The organism is Brevundimonas sp., assembly GCF_029946145.1.
Classification (GTDB): Bacteria; Pseudomonadota; Alphaproteobacteria; order Caulobacterales; family Caulobacteraceae; genus Brevundimonas.
In genome coordinates this window covers 33,527-52,564 of sequence record NZ_JAQSDY010000028.1, presented here as the reverse complement: position 1 = coordinate 52,564, position 19,038 = coordinate 33,527, and the positions used below count along the sequence as shown (strand labels likewise).

The following is a 19,038-nucleotide window of genomic DNA, read 5'->3' as shown; positions in this document are numbered from 1 at the left end:
CGCGTTGGCGCCTTACGGACTGCCCATGCCTTTCCCCGCCAGTCATCCCGCGCTCGATCGCGCCCTTTCCGAACGCGGCTATGCCGAGCCGACGCCGGTCCAGTCCGCCGTTCTGGACGCCGGACCGAATGAGGACGGCTCGGGCCGCGACCTGCTGGTCTCGGCCCAGACCGGTTCGGGCAAGACCGTCGCCTTCGGTCTGGCCCTGGCTCCCACCCTGCTGGGCGAGGCCGAGAAATTCGCCGAGTTCGGCGCGCCGGTGGCTCTGGTCATCGCCCCGACCCGCGAGCTGGCCCTGCAGGTCTCGAACGAACTGCAGTGGCTGTACGCCCAGACCGGGGCCCGCATCGTCTCCTGCGTCGGCGGCATGGACCCCAAGGTCGAGCGCCAGGCGCTGAACCGCGGCTGCCACATCGTCGTCGGCACGCCGGGCCGTCTGCGCGATCACGTCGAGCGCGGCTCGCTGGACCTGTCGACCCTGAAGGCCGTGGTGCTGGATGAGGCCGACGAGATGCTGGACATGGGCTTCCAGGAAGACCTGACCTTCATCCTCGACGCCGCCCCGGCCGAGCGTCGGACCCTGCTGTTCTCGGCGACCCTGGCCCGCGACATCGTGCAACTGGCCAAGACCTATCAGAAGAACGCGCTGCGGATCGACACGGTCGCCGGCAACGCCTCGCACGCCGATATCGAATACAAGGCCATCCGCGTGGCCCCGAACGAGGTCGAACTGGCCGTCGTCAACGTGCTTCGCTATTTCGAGGCGCCCGGCGCCCTGGTGTTCGCCAACACCCGCGAGCGAGTGAAGCATCTGACCTCGAGCCTGCGCGAACGGGGCTTCTCGGTGGTCGGCCTGTCGGGCGAACTGACCCAGAGCCAGCGCTCGGAAGCGCTGCAGGCGCTTCGGGATGGCCATGCACGGGTGTGCGTGGCCACCGACGTCGCCGCGCGCGGTCTGGACCTGCCCGATCTGGGTCTGGTCATCCATGCGGAGATCCCGGTCAACAAGGCCGGCCTGCTGCACCGTTCGGGCCGCACCGGCCGCGCCGGCAAGAAGGGCGTCTCGGTCCTGCTGGTCAGCTATACGCGCCGCCGCAAGGTCGAGCTGATGCTGCAATCGGCCTCGATCAACGCCGAATGGTCGGGCCCGCCCTCGGCCGAGATGATCCTCGAGAACGACCGCAAACGCATGCTGGCCGATCCCGTCCTGACCGCCCCGGTCGAGGATGAGGAGGTTCTGGCCCTGGGCCGGAAGCTGCTGGAGACCAGCACGCCGGAACAGGTCGCGGCCGCCCTGATCCGCCTGTACCAGCAGAAGCTGCCGGCGCCGGAAGACGTCTTCGACGACGAACGGATGAAGCGCCAGCAGGCCACCGGCAAGAACGACAAGGGCCAGCCCGACGTTCCGTACACGGACTTCGCCCGCGGCGGCGACATGACCTGGTACCGGATCAACATCGGCCGCGACAAGAACGCCGATCCGAAATGGCTGATGCCGACCATCTGCCGGCTGGGCCATGTGACCAAGCGCGACATCGGTTCGATCAAGATCTTCGAGCGCGAGACCAAGTTCGAGATCACCCAGGAGATGAAGGCCAAGTTCGAGGCCGCCATCGCCCTGGGCCTCGAGGAAGGCGTCAAGATCGATCCCGCCGTGGCTCCCGGCCCGTCGGAGAAGCCCGTCAGCCGCTGGGACAAGAAGCCCGCGGGCGACCGTCCGACCGGCGACCGTCCCGAGCGCAAGCCGTGGACCAAGCGCGAGGAAGGTAGCGACAAGCCGGCCTGGAAGCCGCGCGAGGACCGGCCCGAGGGCGCCAAGAAGCCTTGGGTCAAACGCGACGACACAGCGCCGGCGGCTGAAGGCAAGAAGCCCTGGGTCAAGCGCGAGGAGACCGGCGAAAAGCCCGCCTGGAAGGCCCGCGAGGACCGTCCGCAGGCTGAGAAGAAGCCGTGGGTGAAGCGCGAGGACGCCGCCGCGCCCGCCGCCGAAGGCAAGAAGCCCTGGGTCAAGCGCACCCCGAACGATCCGACGCCCGAGGGCAAGAAGCCGTGGGTGAAGAAGCCCCCGGTCGAGGGCAAGACGCCCTGGACCCCGCGCTCCGACGCCGAGGCCGCTCCGGCCGCCGCCGGCGACAAGCCGTGGAAGGGCAAGCCCAAGGGCGGCGACCGTCCGTGGGCGGCCAAGGACGCGCGCGGCAAGCCCGCTGAGGCCAGGGCGCCGTACAAGGGCAAGACGCCCCGCTAGCGACAACGGTCGCCCGCCTCGGCTTGAATCGGCCCATCGGGGTTGCCAGGACGTCGGACCGGCATATGGTCCCGGTTCGGGAGGGCGCCGCGCCGAACCGGCTCGTCGCCTCCCTGGGGGGTTCCAGATGCATCGCCGTGGCGCAAGGATCGGGGTCGCCTGCCTGGCGATGCTGGCGGTTTGGTCGTGTTCTCCATCGGGAATGGTTCCGCGTCCCCCGGCCGAGGCCGTGGGCGCCCCGCTCCAGGGGCTGATCCTCCAGGCCGGTGAAGGCGAGCGGCGGGTGCGACGACCCAAGGCCGCGGGGGAGCCGGGATTGCCCGATCCGTTCATCATCAAGGTCGACCGCCGCAATGGCGAATCCTCCGACCTCGTGATGGGATACGAGGAACTCGGGCCGGGCCAGGAAATCCCCGCCCACAGCCACCTGATCGCCGACGAGATCATCTTCGTTCACAAGGGAAGCGGCCGGGTGACGCTGGGTGATCGCGAGGCGACGGTCAGCGCGGGCGGCACCGTCTATATCCCGCGCAACGTAAGGATCGGCCTGATGAATACCGGGTCCGAGCCGCTGGGAATCGCCTTCATCTTCTCGAAGCCGGGCTTCGAGGAATTGATGCGGGAGAACTCGGTGCTGGAGGGAGAACCGGTCACGCCGATAAGCCCTGAGGAGCGGGCCGCCATCCAGTCCCGACACAGCTGGCACACCGTTCGCGCGAGATGATCTGAGCGATTGGCCGGCTTACGCGGTCGTTCGGGAAGATTGCGCGTTGCCTGTAACCGTTTACGGTGACCGCAAAGCAAGAAGCTGCGGGCAGGAAACATATGGCGGACGTCCGGCTGACCGGCGTGACCAAGAGCTTCGGGACCACCGAGGTGCTCAAGGGCATCGATCTGGAGATCGCGGACGGCGAGTTCGTGGTCTTCGTCGGACCGTCGGGGTGCGGCAAGTCCACCCTGCTCAGGACTATCGCCGGCCTGGAAGAGGCGACCGGCGGCGACATCGCCATCGGCGGCAAGGTCGTGAACGACCTCGGCCCGTCCGACCGCGGCATCGCCATGGTGTTCCAGTCCTACGCCCTCTATCCGCACATGAGCGTCTACGAGAACATGGCGTTCGGGCTGAAGCTGGCGAAGGCCGACAAGGCCGAAATCGACCGGCGGGTGCGCGGCGCGGCCGGAACGCTGAACATAACCGACTATCTGGACCGCAAGCCGAAGGCCCTGTCGGGCGGCCAGCGCCAGCGCGTCGCCATCGGCCGGGCCATCGTGCGCGAGCCGCAGGTCTTCCTGTTCGATGAGCCACTGTCCAACCTGGACGCCGCCCTGCGGGTGCGGATGCGCTATGAGTTCGCCAGCCTGCATGAGCGGCTGAAGACGACCATGGTCTATGTCACCCACGACCAGGTCGAGGCCATGACCCTGGCGGACCGGATCGTGGTGCTGAACGCCGGTCGCATCGAGCAGGTCGGCAAGCCGATGGAGCTGTACGAGCGGCCCCGCAACCTGTTCGTGGCCGAGTTCATCGGCAGTCCGAAGATGAACCTGCTGCCGGCCGAGATCGTCACCGCAGGCGCGACCGGCGCGACGGTGCGGACGGCGGCGGGCGAAATCCTGACGGTCGCGGTCAATGCGGCGCGGGCGAAGGCGGGTGACAAGGTCACTCTGGGCGTGCGGCCCGAACATCTGACCACGGCGGGCAAGGGCGATGCGATCCGCGCCGACGTGACCTTCGTCGAGACGCTGGGCCATGCGACCTACGCCTATCTGACCGCCGGGGAGACGCCGGTGACGGTGCTGGCGCCCGGCGACGCGCGGCCCGCGGCGGGCGAGACGCTGAGCCTGAAAGTCCCGGCCGATCAGGCGCATCTGTTCGACGCGGGCGGCGAGGCTTTCGCGCGGCGGTAGGCTGCGCGTGTTGCATCGCACAAGCGGGTCGCCATAGATGGCGGAATGCCCGCACCGGCCACGCTGACCATCGACCTGAACGCGCTCGCCGCGAACTTCCACACGCTGGAAGCGGCCGGCGGCGCGCCCGTGCATCCGGTGGTCAAGGCCGACAGCTATGGACTGGGCGCCGCCGCGTGCGCAAAGCGGCTGATGGCCGAGGGCGCGCGGACCTTCTTCGTGGCCCGCACCGGCGAGGGCGAGCGGCTGCGCGCGGCGCTGGGCGCCGACGTCGCGATCTATGTGCTGGATGGATGCCTGACCGGACGGGCGCCGCGGTTGCGGGCTGCGGAGCTGAAGCCGGTGCTGAACACCGGGGCGCAACTGGCCGAATGGCGGGACGCTGGAGGCGGGCCCTGCGGCCTGCAGATCGACACCGGGATGAACCGGCTGGGGTTCCGCGTCGAGGATGCGCCGGAGCCTTTCGAGGGGCTGGATCTGGTGCTGAGCCATCTGGCCTGCGCCGACGATCCGGCCGAGCCCATGAACGCGCGGCAGCGGGACGCCTTCGCGGCGGCGGCGACCCGGTATCCGGCGACGGTGCGATCGTTCGCGAATTCCGGCGGGGCCTTTCTGGGGCCGGACTATGCCTTCGACGCCTTGCGGCCTGGCATCTGCCTGTACGGCGGCGGGCCGGAGGGACGGCCCGACGATCGCATCCGGCCCGTGGCGACCCTGTCCGCCGAGGTGTTGCAGGTGCGCGAGGTCCCGGCGGGCGAGAGCGTCGGCTATTCGCGCGGCTTCGTCGCGAGCCGGCCGACGCGGATCGCGACCTGCGCCGCGGGTTACGCCGACGGCGTGCTGCGGGCCTACAGTCCGAAGGGACTGGTTTCCGTCGCGGGTCAGCTGCGGCCGATCGTGGGGCGGGTGTCGATGGATGTCTGCGCCGTCGACGTCACCGGGCTGGATGTCGCCGTCGGCGACCGGGTCGAGCTGTTCGGCGCGAGCCGGATGCTGGACGACGCGGCGGGCGCGGCGAGGACGATCGCCTATGAGCTGCTGACCTCGGTCACCGCGCGGGTTCCGCGCGTCCACGTTTGAGGGTCAGCGCGCGTCCCGGACCACCGCCCCGCCCTTGATGACCACGGGAACGGTTTCCAGCATCCGCACATCGGCCAGCGGATCGCCCGAGACGGCGATCAGATCGCCGTAGCGGCCGGCGGCGATGGCGCCGACGTCGGCTTCACGGCCGAGGGCCTGGGCGGCGTTCCAGGTGGCGGCGCGGATCGCCTCGGCCGGGGTCATGCCATATTCGACCATGACGGCGAACTGGCGCGCGTTCTGGCCGTGGGGATAGATGGCGGCGTCGCTGCCGAACACCATCCGGGCCCCGGCGCGGTGGGCGGCGCGGAAATTGTCGCGCTGCAGCTGACCGATCTCGCGGTCCTTGCGGAGGTTGTCCTCGGTGACGCCGAACTCGGTGCCGGTGGCCTGGGTGAAGTCGGTGTTGTAGATGTCCATCGACAGCCAGGTCCCGCGCTGGACCGCCAGACGGATGCCCTCGGCGTCGATCAGCGAGGCGTGTTCGATGGTGTCGATACCGGCGCGGATGGCGTCGGCGATGCCCGAGGCGCCGTGGGCGTGGGCCGCGACCTTGAGGCCCCACATATGCGCCTCGTCGGCGACAGCGGTCAGTTCGGCCAGGGTCATCTGCTGCTGGCCCGGCTCGGTGTTGCGCGAGAAGACGCCGCCGGTGGCGCAGACCTTGATCACCTGGGCGCCGTATTTGCGCACCTCGCGGACGCTGTGACGGGCCGCGTCGACGCTGTCTGCGTTGTAGTCATTGGCCTGGGCCATGGAGCGCGGCAGGCCGGTGTGGTCGCAGTGGCCGCCGGTGGCGCCGAACGAGACGCCGGTGGGGATGACCCGCGGCCCCTCTATGAAGCCGGCGTCGATGGCCTGACGCAGGGCGACGTCGGCGAAGTCGGGGCCGCCCAGATTCCGCACCGTGGTGAAGCCGGCCATCAGATTGGCGCGGGCGTTGGGGACCTGGAGCACCGTCTCGAAATCGTCGGCGTACTCCAGCACCTTGAAGCCCGAGACATAGGGGGTGCCGGCCAGGTGGACGTGCATGTCGATCAGGCCAGGCAGCAGGGTCAGGCCCGGCAGGTCGAGGCGGCGGACGTCGGCGGGCAGGCCGGCGGGGACGGCGGTTCCGACGGCGGTGATCCGGCCGTCGGTGACGACGACGACGGGATTGTCGACATAACGGCCGCGCTCGACATCGACCATGCGGGCGGCGGTCACGACAAGCGTGTCCGCCTGTGCGGGCGCGGCGAGGCCGAGCGTGAGTGCGATGGCGGCGGCGGCCAGACGGTGCAGCATGGTGATGGTCTCCCCTGTGGGCGTGAAGCTGGCATGGCGGGGGCGGCGGGAGCAACAGGCGTGTGTACGCGAGCGCAAGTTCGCCGCCGGGCGGGCGAATCCGGGGGCGGGAGTCCCGATCGTCACAAGAAAAAATCGTCGTGACAAAAGGGCTGGACGACCGGGTCGCCGGGGAAGCGGACGCCGGGGCCTGAGGCGGCTCCGGGCGAGGCTGGGTGCTGTCAAAGATCCGTCCCCGTGGGGATTTGAACCATTATGCATGGCCGTGCGTCAGAAGCGGACGCAGGCGGTTTCGGGGTTGATTGGAACCGGGATGAAGGGGCGGGATGGGCGAGAAAAATGTCTCGAGAGTCTCGGGTTGGAGGGGGCGAGAGTCCTCATCGTCGGCGGCGCTGTCTCCTCCCCATCGCAGATGGAAGGTGGATCGGAGGCGGAGCCGACGAGACGGAGGGGACGCCGCCGGCGGGGGTCCGTGGATCGCTGATCCCTTCACACCGAGTCGCCCCCTCCACCACCCGCGCTGAGTCGCGCGGGCGGTCCCCCTCCCCACTGCGTGGGGAGGAGACGGAAGGGCGGCTCCTACGTCAGTTTCGGACGTACCCCAGCGGGAGCCCCCTGCCCGACCGCGTGCGACTCCTGTAAGCCGGACGCATGGCCAGAGACGGTGCGATCCATGTTTGTCAGTCCTGCGGGGCGGTGCACGGCAAGTGGGCCGGGCAGTGCGGGGCGTGCGGGCAGTGGAACTCGATCGTCGAGGAGAGCCGCGCGGCGCCGCCGGGGGCGATGAAGCCGGCCACGAGCGCGGCCGGGCGCGGACGGGGGGTGCAGTTCGAGGGGCTGCAGTCCGAGACGCCCGAGCCGCCGCGCATCATCACCGGCGTGGCCGAGTTCGACCGGGTCTGCGGCGGCGGGGTGGTGCCGGGTTCGGCGATCCTGCTGAGCGGCGATCCGGGCGTGGGCAAGTCGACCCTGCTGCTGGACGTGGCCGGCCGCGCGGCCCTGTCGGGGCGGCGGGTGGCCTATATCTCGGGCGAGGAGGCGGTCGAGCAGATCCGGGCGCGGGCGAAGCGGATGGGGCTTGAGAAGGCCCCCGTGGAGCTGGCTTCGGCGACGGCGTTGCGGGACATCCTGGGGACGCTGAAGCGCGAGAAATTCGACATCGTCATCGTCGATTCGATCCAGACCCTGTGGTCCGATGCTCATGAGGCGGGACCCGGCTCGGTGACCCAGGTGCGGGCCTGCGCGGGCGAGATGGTGCGGCTGGCCAAGTCGCAGGGGGTGGCGGTTGTGCTGGTCGGCCATGTCACCAAGGACGGCCAGGTCGCGGGGCCGCGCGTGGTCGAGCACATGGTCGACGCGGTGCTGAGCTTCGAGGGCGAGCGCGGCTATCCGTTCCGCATCCTGAGGGCGGGCAAGAACCGCTTCGGCGCCACCGACGAGATCGGCGTGTTCGAAATGGGCGACGCGGGTCTGCGCGAGGTGGCCAATCCGTCGGCCCTGTTCCTCGGCGAGGGCCGGGACCGGGCGCCGGGCGCCGCGGTGTTCGCGGGCATCGAGGGGTCGCGGCCGGTGCTGGTCGAGATGCAGGCGCTGGTGTCGAAGTCGGCCTATGGCACGCCGCGCCGGGCCGTGGTCGGCTGGGACACCGGGCGACTGGCCATGGTGCTGGCGGTGCTGGAGGCCCGGTGTGGCTTCGGGTTCGGGGATCAGGACGTCTATCTGAACGTGGCGGGCGGCCTGCGAATCAATGAGCCGGCGGCGGATCTGGCGGCGGCGGCGGCGCTGATCAGTTCGGCGACCGACACCCCCCTGCCCCAGGGCTGCGTCGTGTTCGGGGAGATCAGCCTGTCGGGCGAGGTCCGGGCCGTGGGCCGGGCCGAGGCGCGGCTGCGCGAGGCGCAGAAGCTGGGCTTCAATCAGGCCCTGACGCCGCCGCTGACCGTCAAGGACAAGGGGGTCAAGGTGACGTCGGTGACGCGATTGACCGAAGCGGTCGAACGAATCTCGCAAAACCGCTATTGAGGGTCGTGATCCGTTCCCTCCCGCGTTTTTCTCGACCGTCACCCTCGGGCTTGACCCGAGGGTCGGACGTTGGGCGTCTCCAGTCGCGGCCGGGTTTGCCGGGATGGCGGGGCCACCGGGCCTTGAACGAGCGGACGGACAATCCGACCCTCGGGTCAAGCCCGAGGGTGACGGCGTGGGGGATATCGGCCCGCGATAGCGAGAGCCCCGCGCCCGCATGACCGGTTTCGACGTTATCGCCATTCTGGTCATCCTCGCCTCCGCCGCGGCCGGCTGGGTGCGCGGGGGTACGCGCGAGATCATAACCCTGCTAAGCTTCGTGCTGGCGGCGTTCATCGCCCTGGTCGCCCTGCCGCTGACGGCGCCGCTGGGACGCGCCCTGGTCAATCCGGACTGGATGGGGACCATCGCGGCGGCCGTGTTTTCCTTCCTTCTGATCTATTTCGGCATCCGCCTGTTCGGCTCCATCCTGTCGAAGCGGGCGCAGGCGCATCCGCAGCTGGGCGGAGTCGACCGCATCGTCGGCATCTTCGTCGGCGCGGCGCGGTCGCTGGTGCTGCTGGGGGCCATCCATCTGGTCATCGTCGCCGCCATGCCGGGCGAGAAAACGCCGCGGTGGCTGAGCGAGGCGGCCCTGCGGCCGGTGACGGCAGGCGCGGCGCGGGTCATCCAGATCGTGCTGCCGGGCATCGGACGGGGCGCCGATGCCCTGACCCCGGTCGTGACTTCGTCCGTGAGCAAAGGGTTTTCCGAAGACAAGGCCTTGCCCCCGCCCCAAAGAGACAATACTTCGCGCCCGTCCGCCACACGCTAGCGTTCCCCGCTTCATCGGAGCCCCACGATGAGCCGCCTTGAGCATTCCATCGCCGCCCCGGTCGTTCACCGGACGCACCATCGCGACGCGGACGACGACCGTCCGCGCCTGGAATGCGGCGTCTGCGGCGTGTGGGGGGCGGACAAGGACGCGGCCTCGGCCATTGTCGCCCTGGGCCTGCACGCCCTGCAGCATCGCGGCCAGGAAGCCTGCGGCATCGCCAGCGTGCATGACACCCGCTTCCACACCGAGCGCCACATGGGACTGGTCGGCGAGGCCTTCGGCGGGGCCGACCTGCCCGAGCGCCTGCCGGGCACGGCGGCCGTCGGACACACCCGCTATTCGACGGCGGGCGGCAGCTTCCTGCGCAACATCCAGCCGATGTTCGCCGATCTGGACCAGGGCGGCATCGCCATCGCCCACAACGGCAATCTGACCAATTTCCTGTATCTGCGGAACCAGCTGGTCGGCGAAGGCGCCATCTTCCAGTCGACGTCGGACTCGGAAGTCATCCTCCACCTGATCGCGCGGTCGCGGAAGGCCAAGATCGTCGACCGCTTCATCGACGCCATCGGCCGGATCGAGGGCGGCTACGCCCTGGTCTGCGCCACCCGCTCGAAGCTGATCGGCGCCCGCGACCCCCTGGGCATCCGCCCGCTGGTGCTGGGCCGTCTGGGCGACGCCTGGGTGCTGGCGTCGGAGACCTGCGCCCTGGACACCATCGGCGCCACCTTCGAGCGCGACGTCGAGCATGGCGAGGTGGTCGTGATCGACCACGAGGGGCTGAAGTCGCTGAAGCCGTTCCCCACCCGCGGGGCCCGGCCCTGCCTGTTCGAATACGTCTATTTCTCGCGCCCCGACAGCGTCGTGAACGGCCGCTCGGTCTATGGCGTCCGCAAGCGGATGGGCATGAAGCTGGCGCGCGAGCACGCGGTCGAGGCCGATGTGGTGGTGCCGGTGCCGGACTCCGGCGTGCCGGCGGCGCTGGGTTACGCCCAGGAAAGCGGCATCCCCTATGAGATGGGGATCATCCGCAGCCACTATCTGGGCCGCACCTTCATCCAGCCCAGCCAGGGCGCCCGGCAGAAGGGGGTGCGGATGAAGCACAGCCCCAACGGCTCGGTGCTGAAGGGCAAGCGGGTGGTGCTGATCGACGATTCGATCGTGCGGGGCACGACGTCGGTGAAGCTGGTGCGCGCGGTTCGCGCGGCCGGGGCGACGGAGGTGCATCTGCGTTCGGCCAGTCCGCCGATCCTGTGGCCGGATTTCTACGGCATCGACATGCCCGAACGAGACCAGCTGATCGCCGCCAACAAGACGCTGGAGGAGATGAAGGCCTATCTCGAGGTCGACTCGCTGGGCTTCCTGTCGGTCGACGGCCTGTACGACGCCATGGAGGCCGGGCCGCGCGATCCGCACAATCCGCAGTTCACCGATCACTATTTCACCGGCGAATACCCGACCCGTCTGCTGGATCGCGAGATCGAGGAAGGCGGGCGCGAGGTGGCGGCGCGGCAACTTTCGCTGCTGGTCAGCGCTTAGGGATCTTACGGTCCGTTTCAGAGGCGTCGCATGGTCCAGCTCGGCTATTTCACCATCGACACTCACGATGTCGCCAAGGCGCGCGCCTTCTATTCGGCTCTGTTCGGCTGGACGTTCAACGAGGCCGAATCGGGCCCGACCTACGCCCATGTCGCCGGCAGCAAGCCGGCGTTCGGCTTCACCAAGGCCGAGCGGCCTGGCCAGTTTCCCCATATGTATTTCCGCGTCGATGACCTCGACGCCCTGTGCGAGCGGGTGGTCGAACTGGGCGGCAAGGCGGCGGTTCCGGCGGACGGCTCGACGGGGCGCTCGGTCGTGATAAGCGACGACCAGGGCGTCAGCCTCAGCCTGTGGCAACCCGCGCCGGGGTTCTGACTTTCGCCGGGCCGACGGGCGGGCTATCAGGCCCGGCATGACCGACCTTCCTCTCAAAGACCGCATCGCCCTCGTCGTGGGGGCCTCGCGCGGCATCGGCTATGAGACCGCCCTGGCGCTGGCCAGGGCCGGCGCGCACGTCATCGCCACGGCGCGGACCCAGGGCGGGCTGGAAGAGCTGGACGACGCCATTTTCGCAGCGACCGGCAAGCACGCGACCCTGATCCCGTTCGATCTGGTGGACGGCGGGGCGATCGACCGGCTGGGCGGCGCCATCTTCGAGCGGTTCGGGCGGCTGGACGTCTGGGTGCAGGCGGCGGCGACCATGGGGGCCGCGGGCCTGACGCCGGTCAGCCACGCCGACCCGCGCGTCTGGGCCAAGGTCGAGAAGACCAATTTCACCGCCGTCTATCGCCTGATCCGGTCGCTGGAGCCGCTGCTGAAGGCGTCGGACGCCGGTCGGGCGGTCTATGTGACCACCAGCGTGGCGAGCGCGCCCAAGGCCTTCTGGGGGGCCTATGCGGCGACCAAGGCGGGGGCCGAGGCGCTGGTCAAATGCTGGGCCGACGAGATCGAATCCACGCCGGTGCGCGTCGCGATCGTGGATCCGGGCCGGATGCGCACCGCCATGCGGGCCCAGGCCTATCCGGGCGAGGATCCGGAGGACGTCACCCATCCGTCGGCCATCGGGCCGCTGATGGTCGAGCTGGCGCGCGGCGATCTGGAACCCGCGCTGGAGGTGAAGTTCAGGGAGTGGAGCGGCGGGCCGGGCGTGGCGGCGCTGATCTAAAACGTCGAGGAGAGCGCTGATGAACATTGATGACGCCGTTCGTCTCATCACCAGCGGGGAAGGCCTCCGCGTGGAGCTCAAGGCAGCGCTTCCGACCAGACAGGTAGCAATCTGCAAAGAGATTGCCGCCTTGGCCTCGACAGACGGAGGTCATGTCTTCTTGGGTGTTTCGGACGACGGCGTAGTGGTTGGTATGACGACTGCGGAACGTTCAACGCTCGGCGAGCGGCTTGAATCTTGGGTTCGCCATCATGTTTCGCCCCTCCCGCTCATCGACCTAGAGTGGCTTGAAATCGACGGATTGGCAGTCCTGTGTATCGCGGTCGAGCGTGGCTCATCCCCATTGTACTATTTCGATCGCGTTCCCTACATTCGTGTCGGTACGATTTCCCATCCCGCTGAACCTCACCAAGTTCTCGAGAAAATTCTTGGGTGGAGCGTTACGGACAAGATCAGCGACATCAAAAAAGATCTCACTGCTACCCACCCGAACCGACATACGGCAGCAGCCATCTTCGGACAGGGGGAACTTGCGACAATGAACTATGAGACGCTGCTCGAAAGACTTCGTCGCGATTTGCTCTCCTGATCGCCCTACTTCTTCGGCAGGTGCTTCTGCCCCGTCCGCACCCGGCCCGACCGCGAAACCTGCCTCGCCCCGCCGCGCGCGCCCTTCTGGACGGCGACGGACGAGCCGGCCTTCTTGTTGGCGCTGGCTTTCAGCCCCGCCAGCGGCTTGAGCTTCGTCTTACCGGCCTTCTTCTGCTCCAGCGCCTTGCCGGGCAGGTTGGACAGCATCTCGGCGCGTTCGGCTTTCTTGATGACCTTGCGCGGCGCGGTCTTGGCGTCGCCCTTGTAGCGTTCGGGGCCCGACTTGGAGCCGCCCGGCGCATAGGGGTTCTCGCTGCCCGACTTGACCAGCAGGCGGATCGGGGTGCCCGGCAGGTCGAAGGATTCGCGCAGATTGTTGACCAGATAGCGCTTGTACTGCTCGGGCATGGACTCGGCGCGGCTGGCCATCAGCACGAAGGTCGGCGGGCGGGCCTTGGTCTGGGCCATGTATTTGGGCTTGATCCGCTTGCCGTCGACGGCGGGGGGCGGATGTCTCTGGGTCGCCAGGGCCAGCCAGGTGTTGAGGTCCTTGGTCTTGACCTTGACCGACCAGGTGGCGTGGGCCTGGAGCACGGCGGGCATCAGCCGTTCGACGCCGCGGCCGCTGTGCGAGGACAGGGCGACGAAGGGCGAGCCCTTCAGCTGGGGCAGCTTGTCCTCGGCCATCTGGGTCAGTTTGGCCAGTTTGGCCTGGGGCTCGGTCTCGAGGTCCCATTTGGCGGCGACATAGACCAGGGCCCTGCCCTCGCGCTCGACCAGGTCGGCCAGCTGCAGGTCCTGGGTGTCGAAGGCGTCGTCCTTGTCCATGACCAGTACGACCACCTCGGCGAAGGTGATGGCGCGGATGGTGTCGGCGACCGACAGCTTCTCCAGCTTCTCCTGCACCCGGGCCTTGCGGCGCATGCCGGCGGTGTCGACCAGACGGATATTCTGGCCTTCGTATTCCCAGTCGACCGAGATGGAGTCGCGGGTGATGCCGGCCTCGGGGCCGGTCAGCATGCGATCCTCGCCGATCAGGCGGTTGATCAGGGTCGATTTGCCGGCGTTGGGACGGCCGATAATGGCGATGCGGATCGGCTTGTCGGGCTCGTCGACCTCTTCAATGAAGATGTCGGCGCTGGCGGCGACGATGGCGGCATAGAGGTCGGCCATGCCCTCGCCGTGCTCGGCGGAGATGGCGACGGGTTCGCCGAAGCCCAGCGACCAGGACTCGCCGATGCCGCCGCCGCTCTCGCGACTCTCGGACTTGTTGGCCAGCAGGATGACGGGCTTGTGCTGTTTGCGCAGCCGTTCGGCGAAGATCTGGTCCAGCGAGGTCACGCCCTCGCGGGCGTCCATCATGAACAGGATCAGGTCGCCGTCTTCCAGCGCCGCCTCGGTCTGTTCACGCATCCGCGATTCGAGGCTGTCGTCGGTGACGTCCTCATAGCCGGCGGTGTCGATCAGGGTCAGGTCCATGTCGCCGATGTTGCCGTCGGCGTAGCGACGGTCGCGGGTCACGCCCGGGCGGTCATCGACCAGCGCGAGGCGCTTGCCGACGAGACGATTGAACAGTGTCGACTTGCCCACATTGGGGCGGCCGACGATGGCGACTTTGAGAGCCATGTCGGCCTTCTAACGCAGTTTGTGGTCCGGCGTCAGCGAATGCTGACGAGGTCGCCGTTGTCGGAGAGGACGTACAGCGCGCCGTTGTAGGCGGCCGGGGCCAGATAGACGGCTCCGGCGCCCAGTTTGAGCGAGGCCGTCTGCGCGCCGGTCTTGGGATCGAAGGCGACCAGTTCACCGTCCGAATTGGTCAGGACCAGACGGTTGGAGGCCAGCAGCGGCCCCGACCATTCCGGCCGAACGGTCCGATCCCAGAAGCCGAAATAGCCGCCTTCCTGACGCACGCGGCCCTCGTTGAGGTCGCGGCTCCAGTAGATCTGGCCGCTGTCGCGGTTGATGACGGTCAGTTCGCCGTCCTTGGACACGACATAGATGACGTCGCCGACCGGCAGGGGCGCGTTGACGCCCGCGATCGGCAGGGGCGCCCATTTGGGCTGGCCGGAACGGATGTCCATGGCCTGCAGCACGCCCGAGTGGCTGACGGCGTAGACCGTGCCGCGGCTGATCACGGGACGACCGGCGATGTCGCGGATCTCGGACAGGGCGCTGGTGCGGCTGGTGCGCGACAGGACCTGCTGCCAGACGGCCTGGCCGGTCGAGGCGCGCAGGGCCACGACCTCGCCCGACGAGAAGGGCGCGATCACGGTGTCGCCGGTCACGGCCGGGCTGGAGGCGCGCATGATGCGGGCCGGCTCGGGGATGCCGCGATACGACCAGACCTGGGCGCCGGTGGTGGTGTCGAAGGCCTGGATCTGATTTTCGACGTCGACCACGAACACCCGGCCGCCCGCCACGGTCGGGGCGCCGTGGATCGGCACGTCCACCGGCGTGGTCCAGACGACCGCGCCCGTGGTCTGGTCGAGGGCCGTCATGGTGCGATAGCCGGACGAGACGAAGACCTTGCCGCCGCCCACGGCGACGCCGCCGCCGAAGCCGCCGCCGGTCGTGCCGCCGCCGCCGAAGCCCAGCCACCCGCGGCCGCCGCCTTCGCGCTCATCCGGCTTGATGTCGACCTTCCAGGCCTGGGCGCCCGTGCCGGCGTCGAGCGCCGACACCGTGGACTCGCCGTCCAGCACGAAGACACGGCCATTGTCGGCCACGACAGGAGCCATGACCTGACGCGTACGCGACGAGCCCGCGCCGACTCCGCGCCGCCAGGCGACGACGAACTCGGGGGCGGCGATGACATGCTCGACCGAATTCTCGGCGTTGCCGCCGGGCTGGGTCCAGGCCGTCGCGGCCTGGGGGCCGGGAATGAAGAAGTCGCGGCCGGACAGGGCGGCCGACGGCGCCAGCTGCTGTTCGAACTCCAGAACCGAGATCCGCTGACCCGCGGAGGCCGTGGCCTGGGGTTCCTTGGCGCCGCCCAGACCGAACGGCAGGGCGTCACGCACCGTACTGCACGAGGCGACGGCGGCGGCGACACCGCTCAGAAGGGCGACTTTGAGCACGCGATTCATGGCGGACGTCCTGGAAGCGGGGATCACGGGCGGGCCGGAGCGGCGGCGGGCGCAGGCCCGGCCGGCGAAGCGGCGGCGGGACTGGCCGGAGGAGCCACGGGAAGGCTGCGTTGGGCGTCGACGATCTTCTTCAGGTTCGCCGCGGCCCCGGAATCGATGGCGGCGATGGTCAGATCAGCGCGCTGGCTGACGATCTCGGGAGTGTCGAGACCGTTCTTGAGCAGCACCAGCGCTTCACGCGCCGGCGCGACCTGACCGTTCTGGAGCCGCGCCATGGCCAGGGCCTCGAGCGCGAAGGCGCTGAACGGGCGGCCATCCTTCGCGATCGGCTCGAGGCGGGCCTCGATCCGGGCGAGGGTTTCGGTGTCCATGGCCAGCCAGGCGGCCTTGAGCACGGCGGCGTCATGCAGCAGCGGATCGCTGGAAGCCCTGGCCGCCTCGTCGAAGCGGGCGATGGCGTCGGGGATGCGGTTGGCGTCGACGGCGATGCCGGCGCGCGCCATCAGGGCCATGGCCTTGTAGGCGCCGTTGCCGTCCCTGGCCGCCTGGGTGAAGGCGGCGTCGGCGCCGACCGGGTTGTTGGCCTGCATCGATTCCATGCCGCGGTCGTAGGCGACCGAAGCCTTGTCGGCCTTCGACGTCTGCAGACTGTCCCAGCCCCAGAAGGCCAGGGCGGCGATCAGGGCGACCAGAAGCACGCCGCCGGCGACCGGCAGCCAGGTGCGGGCGAGCCGCTTGTAGCGGTCGGAGCGGAGCTCCTCCTCGACCTGCTCGAAAACATCAACCACGGATACGTCGCCCCCGGAAAACGGCGCTCAGGCCGTCGAATTTCAATCCGGCCGGACCCTAGAGGGTCAGCCTGCCCGCCGCAACGCAGCCCTTAGGGCGTGACGGGCTTTTTCGAGAAGTAGGTCTCGACTTCGGCAGGAAAACGGCGGGCTTTCACGTCGGCGGCGTAGGCGGCGACGGCCCGGTCGATCTCGCCGCGCATATCGGCGTAGCGGCGGACGAATTTCGGCGTCCAGTCGAACAGGCCCAGCATGTCGGGCGTGACGAGTATCTGACCGTCGCAGGCGGACGAGGCGCCGATGCCGATCGTCGGCTTGTCGACGGCCGCGGTGATGTCGCGGGCCAGGCCCTCGGCCACGCCCTCGATGACGATGGAAAAGGCCCCGGCGTCAGCGGTGGCCTCGGCTTCCGACATGACGCGAAGCCGCTCTTCGTCGGTCCGGCCCTTGGCCTTGAAGGCGCCGTCCGTCAGCACGGCCTGGGGCCGCAGGCCGACGTGGCCCATGACCGGAATGCCGCGCTGGACCAGATAGGCGATGGTTTCCGCGACGGTCGGGCCGCTTTCCAGCTTCACGCCCTGGGCGCCCGTCTCCTTCATGACGCGGGCGCAGTTTTCGTAGGCCAGCTCCTTGCCGCCCTCATAGCTGCCGAACGGCATGTCGATGACGACCATGGCCTTCCTCGAGCCGCGCATGACGGCCTGGCCGTGGAGAATCATCATCTCCAGGGTGACGCCAACGGTGTTTGGCATGCCGTGCACCACCATGCCGACGCTGTCGCCGACCAGCAGCAGGTCGCAATGGTCGTCCAGCAGGGCCGCCGTGGGGGCGTCATAGGCCGTCAGGCAGACGATCGGCTCGCCGCCCTTGCGGTTGCGGATGTCGGGCGCGGCGAGGCGGCGGACGGTTTCCTGCTTCTGGCTGGACATGGCGGTCCTCCTGTTCGGGGACCTAGATAGCGACGCGGCCGCTCCCCGTCATCCCTGGGGGACGACGGGGCGGGATCACATCTCCTGCGACAGCTTCATCACCCCGGCCGCGGCCAGGGCGATCAGGGCGCCGGCGGCGATCCAGAACAGCTGCATGCCGCCCATGGAGCCCAGTTCCAGATTGCCCAGACCGAACTGGTCCAGACCACTCTGGACCGTGCTCTGGACGCTGAGCGAGGTGGAGCGGATGCCCTGACCGAGGGCGTCACCCGCGACCACACCGTCGCCTTCGCCCAGACCCAGGTTCACGCTCATGGTCTCGCGAACCGCCACGACGCCGCCGACGGCCCCGGCGAGGCCCAGGGCGAAGAAGCGGACGCGGGAGCCCTTCTGCAGGCGTTGCTCGACCCGGGCGTTGAACAGGGCCGCATCGGCCAGATGCGGGGTGCGCGCGAAAAGGCGCTCGATTTCGGGATCGAACTCGTCAGCCGACATGCTGCGTTCCTCCCACGGACTGCGCGGATTGCGGTTGTAGCCGCGCGCGGAGTTTATCCAGACCACGTTTGACATGAGACTTCACCGTGCCGAGTGGCAAATTCAGGGCGGCGGCGATCTCTGGATGCGCCATGCCGGCCCCGTGACAAAGGGAGACACACAGTCGTTCGGGCTCGCTGAGACCCTTGAGGGCTTCGTCGAGATCCATCAGGCCCGCCTGATCGGCGGCGGGCGCGACATCTTCCTGTTCGACTTCAGCGATGTAACGGGCTTCCTTTGCAACACGCTTGATGTACAGGCGCGCCGCGATCCGCTTGACCCAGGCGGCGAAAGTGCCCTCGCCGCGGAACTCCGCGCACCGCTCGAACGCCTGGATGAAGGCGTCCTGGGCGATGTCGTCGGCGAGGGAGGGCTGAGCCCCCATCCGCCGCAGCAGGCCGCGCACCGCCGAACCGTGGCGGCGCACCAGCTCGCCGAACTCCCGCCGTCCGCCCGCCGCCGCGAGGGCGGCGAGCTCGACATCGTGCCGGTCGATCAGAGGTTGGGTCATGATCAGTCCCCCTGTCCGACCCGGCTCAGTCCTTGTTCTTGTTGAAGAAGCTCAGGACCAGATAGGCCAGTCCGACGGTGACCGGGATGGCCGCGACGCCCAGCAGGCCGTCGCCGACGTTACCGCCCCAGTCGTGTTCGCCGTTAAAGCCCATATCGTTGATCAGGCCGAAGGCGGCGATGCCGATGCCGACCGCCAGCCAGATGATGCCGCGGCGGATGTCGCGGGTCCGCGAGGGCAGGTTCTTGGTGACGTCCTTGGTCAGGGCGTCGAGAACTTCAGGCGGCAGGTCCTGCCCCTTGTCGATGGCGCGACGGACCGTCTCCTGGGTTTCGCGGCGTTCGCGGAACTTCAGATAGGTGGGGCCGAAGATAATGGCGGTGATCGAGCCGAAGACCGACAGAATGGCCACCAGCGGGATGAAGTCTTCCATGTGGGTATCCCCTCTTTCGTCAGACCGGAGCGTGATGCTTCGGGCTTCTGACGACAAGAGGCTGTGAAGAGGCTCCATGGATGCGGACGGCGAGGTGAAACTTTCG

18 protein-coding genes are annotated in these 19,038 nt (G+C 68.8%); 10 read left to right on the top strand and 8 right to left on the bottom strand.

Annotation, left to right across the window (positions count from 1 at the left end; translation table 11 throughout):
• Positions 1-25: 25 nt before the first annotated feature.
• The 4 genes from PSV23_RS15220 (at position 26) to alr (ending at position 5,233) form a co-directional block, all read left to right on the top strand.
• On the top strand, positions 26-2,245 hold the full coding sequence (locus tag PSV23_RS15220) for a DEAD/DEAH box helicase (RefSeq protein WP_300470624.1): 2,220 nt from the start codon (positions 26-28) through the stop codon (positions 2,243-2,245).
• 229 nt (positions 2,246-2,474) lie between these two features.
• Positions 2,475-2,969 (top strand): cupin domain-containing protein, encoded by a 495-nt coding sequence (locus PSV23_RS15215; RefSeq protein ID WP_300470621.1) that lies wholly within the window; start codon positions 2,475-2,477, stop codon positions 2,967-2,969.
• Between the two features lie 101 nt (positions 2,970-3,070).
• Positions 3,071-4,153 (top strand): sn-glycerol-3-phosphate ABC transporter ATP-binding protein UgpC, encoded by a 1,083-nt coding sequence (locus tag PSV23_RS15210; RefSeq protein WP_300470619.1) that lies wholly within the window; start codon positions 3,071-3,073, stop codon positions 4,151-4,153.
• A gap of 45 nt (positions 4,154-4,198) precedes the next feature.
• Complete coding sequence (gene alr, locus PSV23_RS15205) at positions 4,199-5,233, top strand: alanine racemase (protein ID WP_300470617.1); 1,035 nt, start codon at positions 4,199-4,201, stop codon at positions 5,231-5,233.
• Between the two features lie 3 nt (positions 5,234-5,236).
• Here the strand turns inward: alr and PSV23_RS15200 are convergent, their stop codons facing one another.
• Positions 5,237-6,517, bottom strand: a complete 1,281-nt coding sequence (locus tag PSV23_RS15200) for an amidohydrolase family protein (RefSeq protein WP_300470615.1) — start codon at positions 6,515-6,517, stop codon at positions 5,237-5,239.
• A 651-nt stretch (positions 6,518-7,168) separates the two neighbouring features.
• Here PSV23_RS15200 and radA point away from each other — a divergent pair.
• The 6 genes from radA (at position 7,169) to PSV23_RS15170 (ending at position 12,649) form a co-directional block, all read left to right on the top strand.
• Positions 7,169-8,539, top strand: coding sequence for a DNA repair protein RadA (gene radA / locus PSV23_RS15195; protein WP_300470614.1), 1,371 nt, complete (start codon positions 7,169-7,171; stop codon positions 8,537-8,539).
• A 217-nt stretch (positions 8,540-8,756) separates the two neighbouring features.
• The gene (locus tag PSV23_RS15190; RefSeq protein WP_300470612.1) at positions 8,757-9,353 is read left to right on the top strand and encodes a CvpA family protein; all 597 of its coding nucleotides are present in this window, start codon (positions 8,757-8,759) and stop codon (positions 9,351-9,353) included.
• Positions 9,354-9,380: 27 nt separating this feature from the next.
• Positions 9,381-10,895 (top strand): amidophosphoribosyltransferase, encoded by a 1,515-nt coding sequence (gene purF / locus PSV23_RS15185; protein WP_300470609.1) that lies wholly within the window; start codon positions 9,381-9,383, stop codon positions 10,893-10,895.
• Positions 10,896-10,925: 30 nt separating this feature from the next.
• A complete protein-coding gene (locus PSV23_RS15180) occupies positions 10,926-11,270 on the top strand; it encodes a VOC family protein (RefSeq protein WP_300470606.1) in 345 nt (114 codons plus the stop codon).
• A gap of 37 nt (positions 11,271-11,307) precedes the next feature.
• Positions 11,308-12,060: an SDR family NAD(P)-dependent oxidoreductase gene (locus tag PSV23_RS15175; RefSeq protein ID WP_300470603.1), complete on the top strand. Its 753-nt coding sequence runs from the start codon at positions 11,308-11,310 to the stop codon at positions 12,058-12,060.
• Positions 12,061-12,079: 19 nt separating this feature from the next.
• Positions 12,080-12,649, top strand: coding sequence for an ATP-binding protein (locus tag PSV23_RS15170; protein ID WP_300470600.1), 570 nt, complete (start codon positions 12,080-12,082; stop codon positions 12,647-12,649).
• Between the two features lie 5 nt (positions 12,650-12,654).
• On the opposite strand, the gene der is transcribed toward PSV23_RS15170, so the two are convergent.
• From der to PSV23_RS15135, 7 genes are all read right to left on the bottom strand, one after another.
• The gene (der, locus tag PSV23_RS15165; RefSeq protein WP_300470598.1) at positions 12,655-14,277 is read right to left on the bottom strand and encodes a ribosome biogenesis GTPase Der; all 1,623 of its coding nucleotides are present in this window, start codon (positions 14,275-14,277) and stop codon (positions 12,655-12,657) included.
• 32 nt (positions 14,278-14,309) lie between these two features.
• Positions 14,310-15,737 (bottom strand): PQQ-like beta-propeller repeat protein, encoded by a 1,428-nt coding sequence (locus PSV23_RS15160; protein WP_300470594.1) that lies wholly within the window; start codon positions 15,735-15,737, stop codon positions 14,310-14,312.
• Between the two features lie 23 nt (positions 15,738-15,760).
• Positions 15,761-16,525, bottom strand: a complete 765-nt coding sequence (locus PSV23_RS15155) for a tetratricopeptide repeat protein (protein WP_300470592.1) — start codon at positions 16,523-16,525, stop codon at positions 15,761-15,763.
• Positions 16,526-16,617: 92 nt separating this feature from the next.
• Positions 16,618-17,454, bottom strand: a complete 837-nt coding sequence (panB, locus tag PSV23_RS15150) for a 3-methyl-2-oxobutanoate hydroxymethyltransferase (RefSeq protein WP_300470590.1) — start codon at positions 17,452-17,454, stop codon at positions 16,618-16,620.
• 75 nt (positions 17,455-17,529) lie between these two features.
• Complete coding sequence (locus PSV23_RS15145; protein ID WP_300470587.1) at positions 17,530-17,949, bottom strand: hypothetical protein; 420 nt, start codon at positions 17,947-17,949, stop codon at positions 17,530-17,532.
• A complete protein-coding gene (locus tag PSV23_RS15140) occupies positions 17,939-18,499 on the bottom strand; it encodes a sigma-70 family RNA polymerase sigma factor (RefSeq protein WP_300470585.1) in 561 nt (186 codons plus the stop codon). Before PSV23_RS15140 ends, PSV23_RS15145 begins: the two co-directional genes overlap by 11 nt.
• Before the next feature lie 25 nt (positions 18,500-18,524).
• The gene (locus tag PSV23_RS15135; RefSeq protein WP_300470583.1) at positions 18,525-18,932 is read right to left on the bottom strand and encodes a DUF6249 domain-containing protein; all 408 of its coding nucleotides are present in this window, start codon (positions 18,930-18,932) and stop codon (positions 18,525-18,527) included.
• Between the last annotated feature and the right edge of the window lie 106 nt (positions 18,933-19,038).

Bases quoted from the DNA above. Each gene is read 5' to 3' on its own strand.
- PSV23_RS15220 (WP_300470624.1), top strand. From the start codon at position 26: ATGCCTTTCCCCGCCAGTCATCCCGCGCTCGATCGCGCCCTTTCCGAA.
- PSV23_RS15210 (WP_300470619.1), top strand. From the start codon at position 3,071: ATGGCGGACGTCCGGCTGACCGGCGTGACCAAGAGCTTCGGGACCACC.
- alr (WP_300470617.1), top strand. From the start codon at position 4,199: ATGCCCGCACCGGCCACGCTGACCATCGACCTGAACGCGCTCGCCGCG.
- PSV23_RS15200 (WP_300470615.1), bottom strand. From the start codon at position 6,517: ATGCTGCACCGTCTGGCCGCCGCCGCCATCGCACTCACGCTCGGCCTC.
- radA (WP_300470614.1), top strand. From the start codon at position 7,169: ATGGCCAGAGACGGTGCGATCCATGTTTGTCAGTCCTGCGGGGCGGTG.
- PSV23_RS15190 (WP_300470612.1), top strand. From the start codon at position 8,757: ATGACCGGTTTCGACGTTATCGCCATTCTGGTCATCCTCGCCTCCGCC.
- purF (WP_300470609.1), top strand. From the start codon at position 9,381: ATGAGCCGCCTTGAGCATTCCATCGCCGCCCCGGTCGTTCACCGGACG.
- PSV23_RS15180 (WP_300470606.1), top strand. From the start codon at position 10,926: ATGGTCCAGCTCGGCTATTTCACCATCGACACTCACGATGTCGCCAAG.
- PSV23_RS15175 (WP_300470603.1), top strand. From the start codon at position 11,308: ATGACCGACCTTCCTCTCAAAGACCGCATCGCCCTCGTCGTGGGGGCC.
- PSV23_RS15170 (WP_300470600.1), top strand. From the start codon at position 12,080: ATGAACATTGATGACGCCGTTCGTCTCATCACCAGCGGGGAAGGCCTC.
- der (WP_300470598.1), bottom strand. From the start codon at position 14,277: ATGGCTCTCAAAGTCGCCATCGTCGGCCGCCCCAATGTGGGCAAGTCG.
- PSV23_RS15160 (WP_300470594.1), bottom strand. From the start codon at position 15,737: ATGAATCGCGTGCTCAAAGTCGCCCTTCTGAGCGGTGTCGCCGCCGCC.
- panB (WP_300470590.1), bottom strand. From the start codon at position 17,454: ATGTCCAGCCAGAAGCAGGAAACCGTCCGCCGCCTCGCCGCGCCCGAC.
- PSV23_RS15145 (WP_300470587.1), bottom strand. From the start codon at position 17,949: ATGTCGGCTGACGAGTTCGATCCCGAAATCGAGCGCCTTTTCGCGCGC.
- PSV23_RS15140 (WP_300470585.1), bottom strand. From the start codon at position 18,499: ATGACCCAACCTCTGATCGACCGGCACGATGTCGAGCTCGCCGCCCTC.
- PSV23_RS15135 (WP_300470583.1), bottom strand. From the start codon at position 18,932: ATGGAAGACTTCATCCCGCTGGTGGCCATTCTGTCGGTCTTCGGCTCG.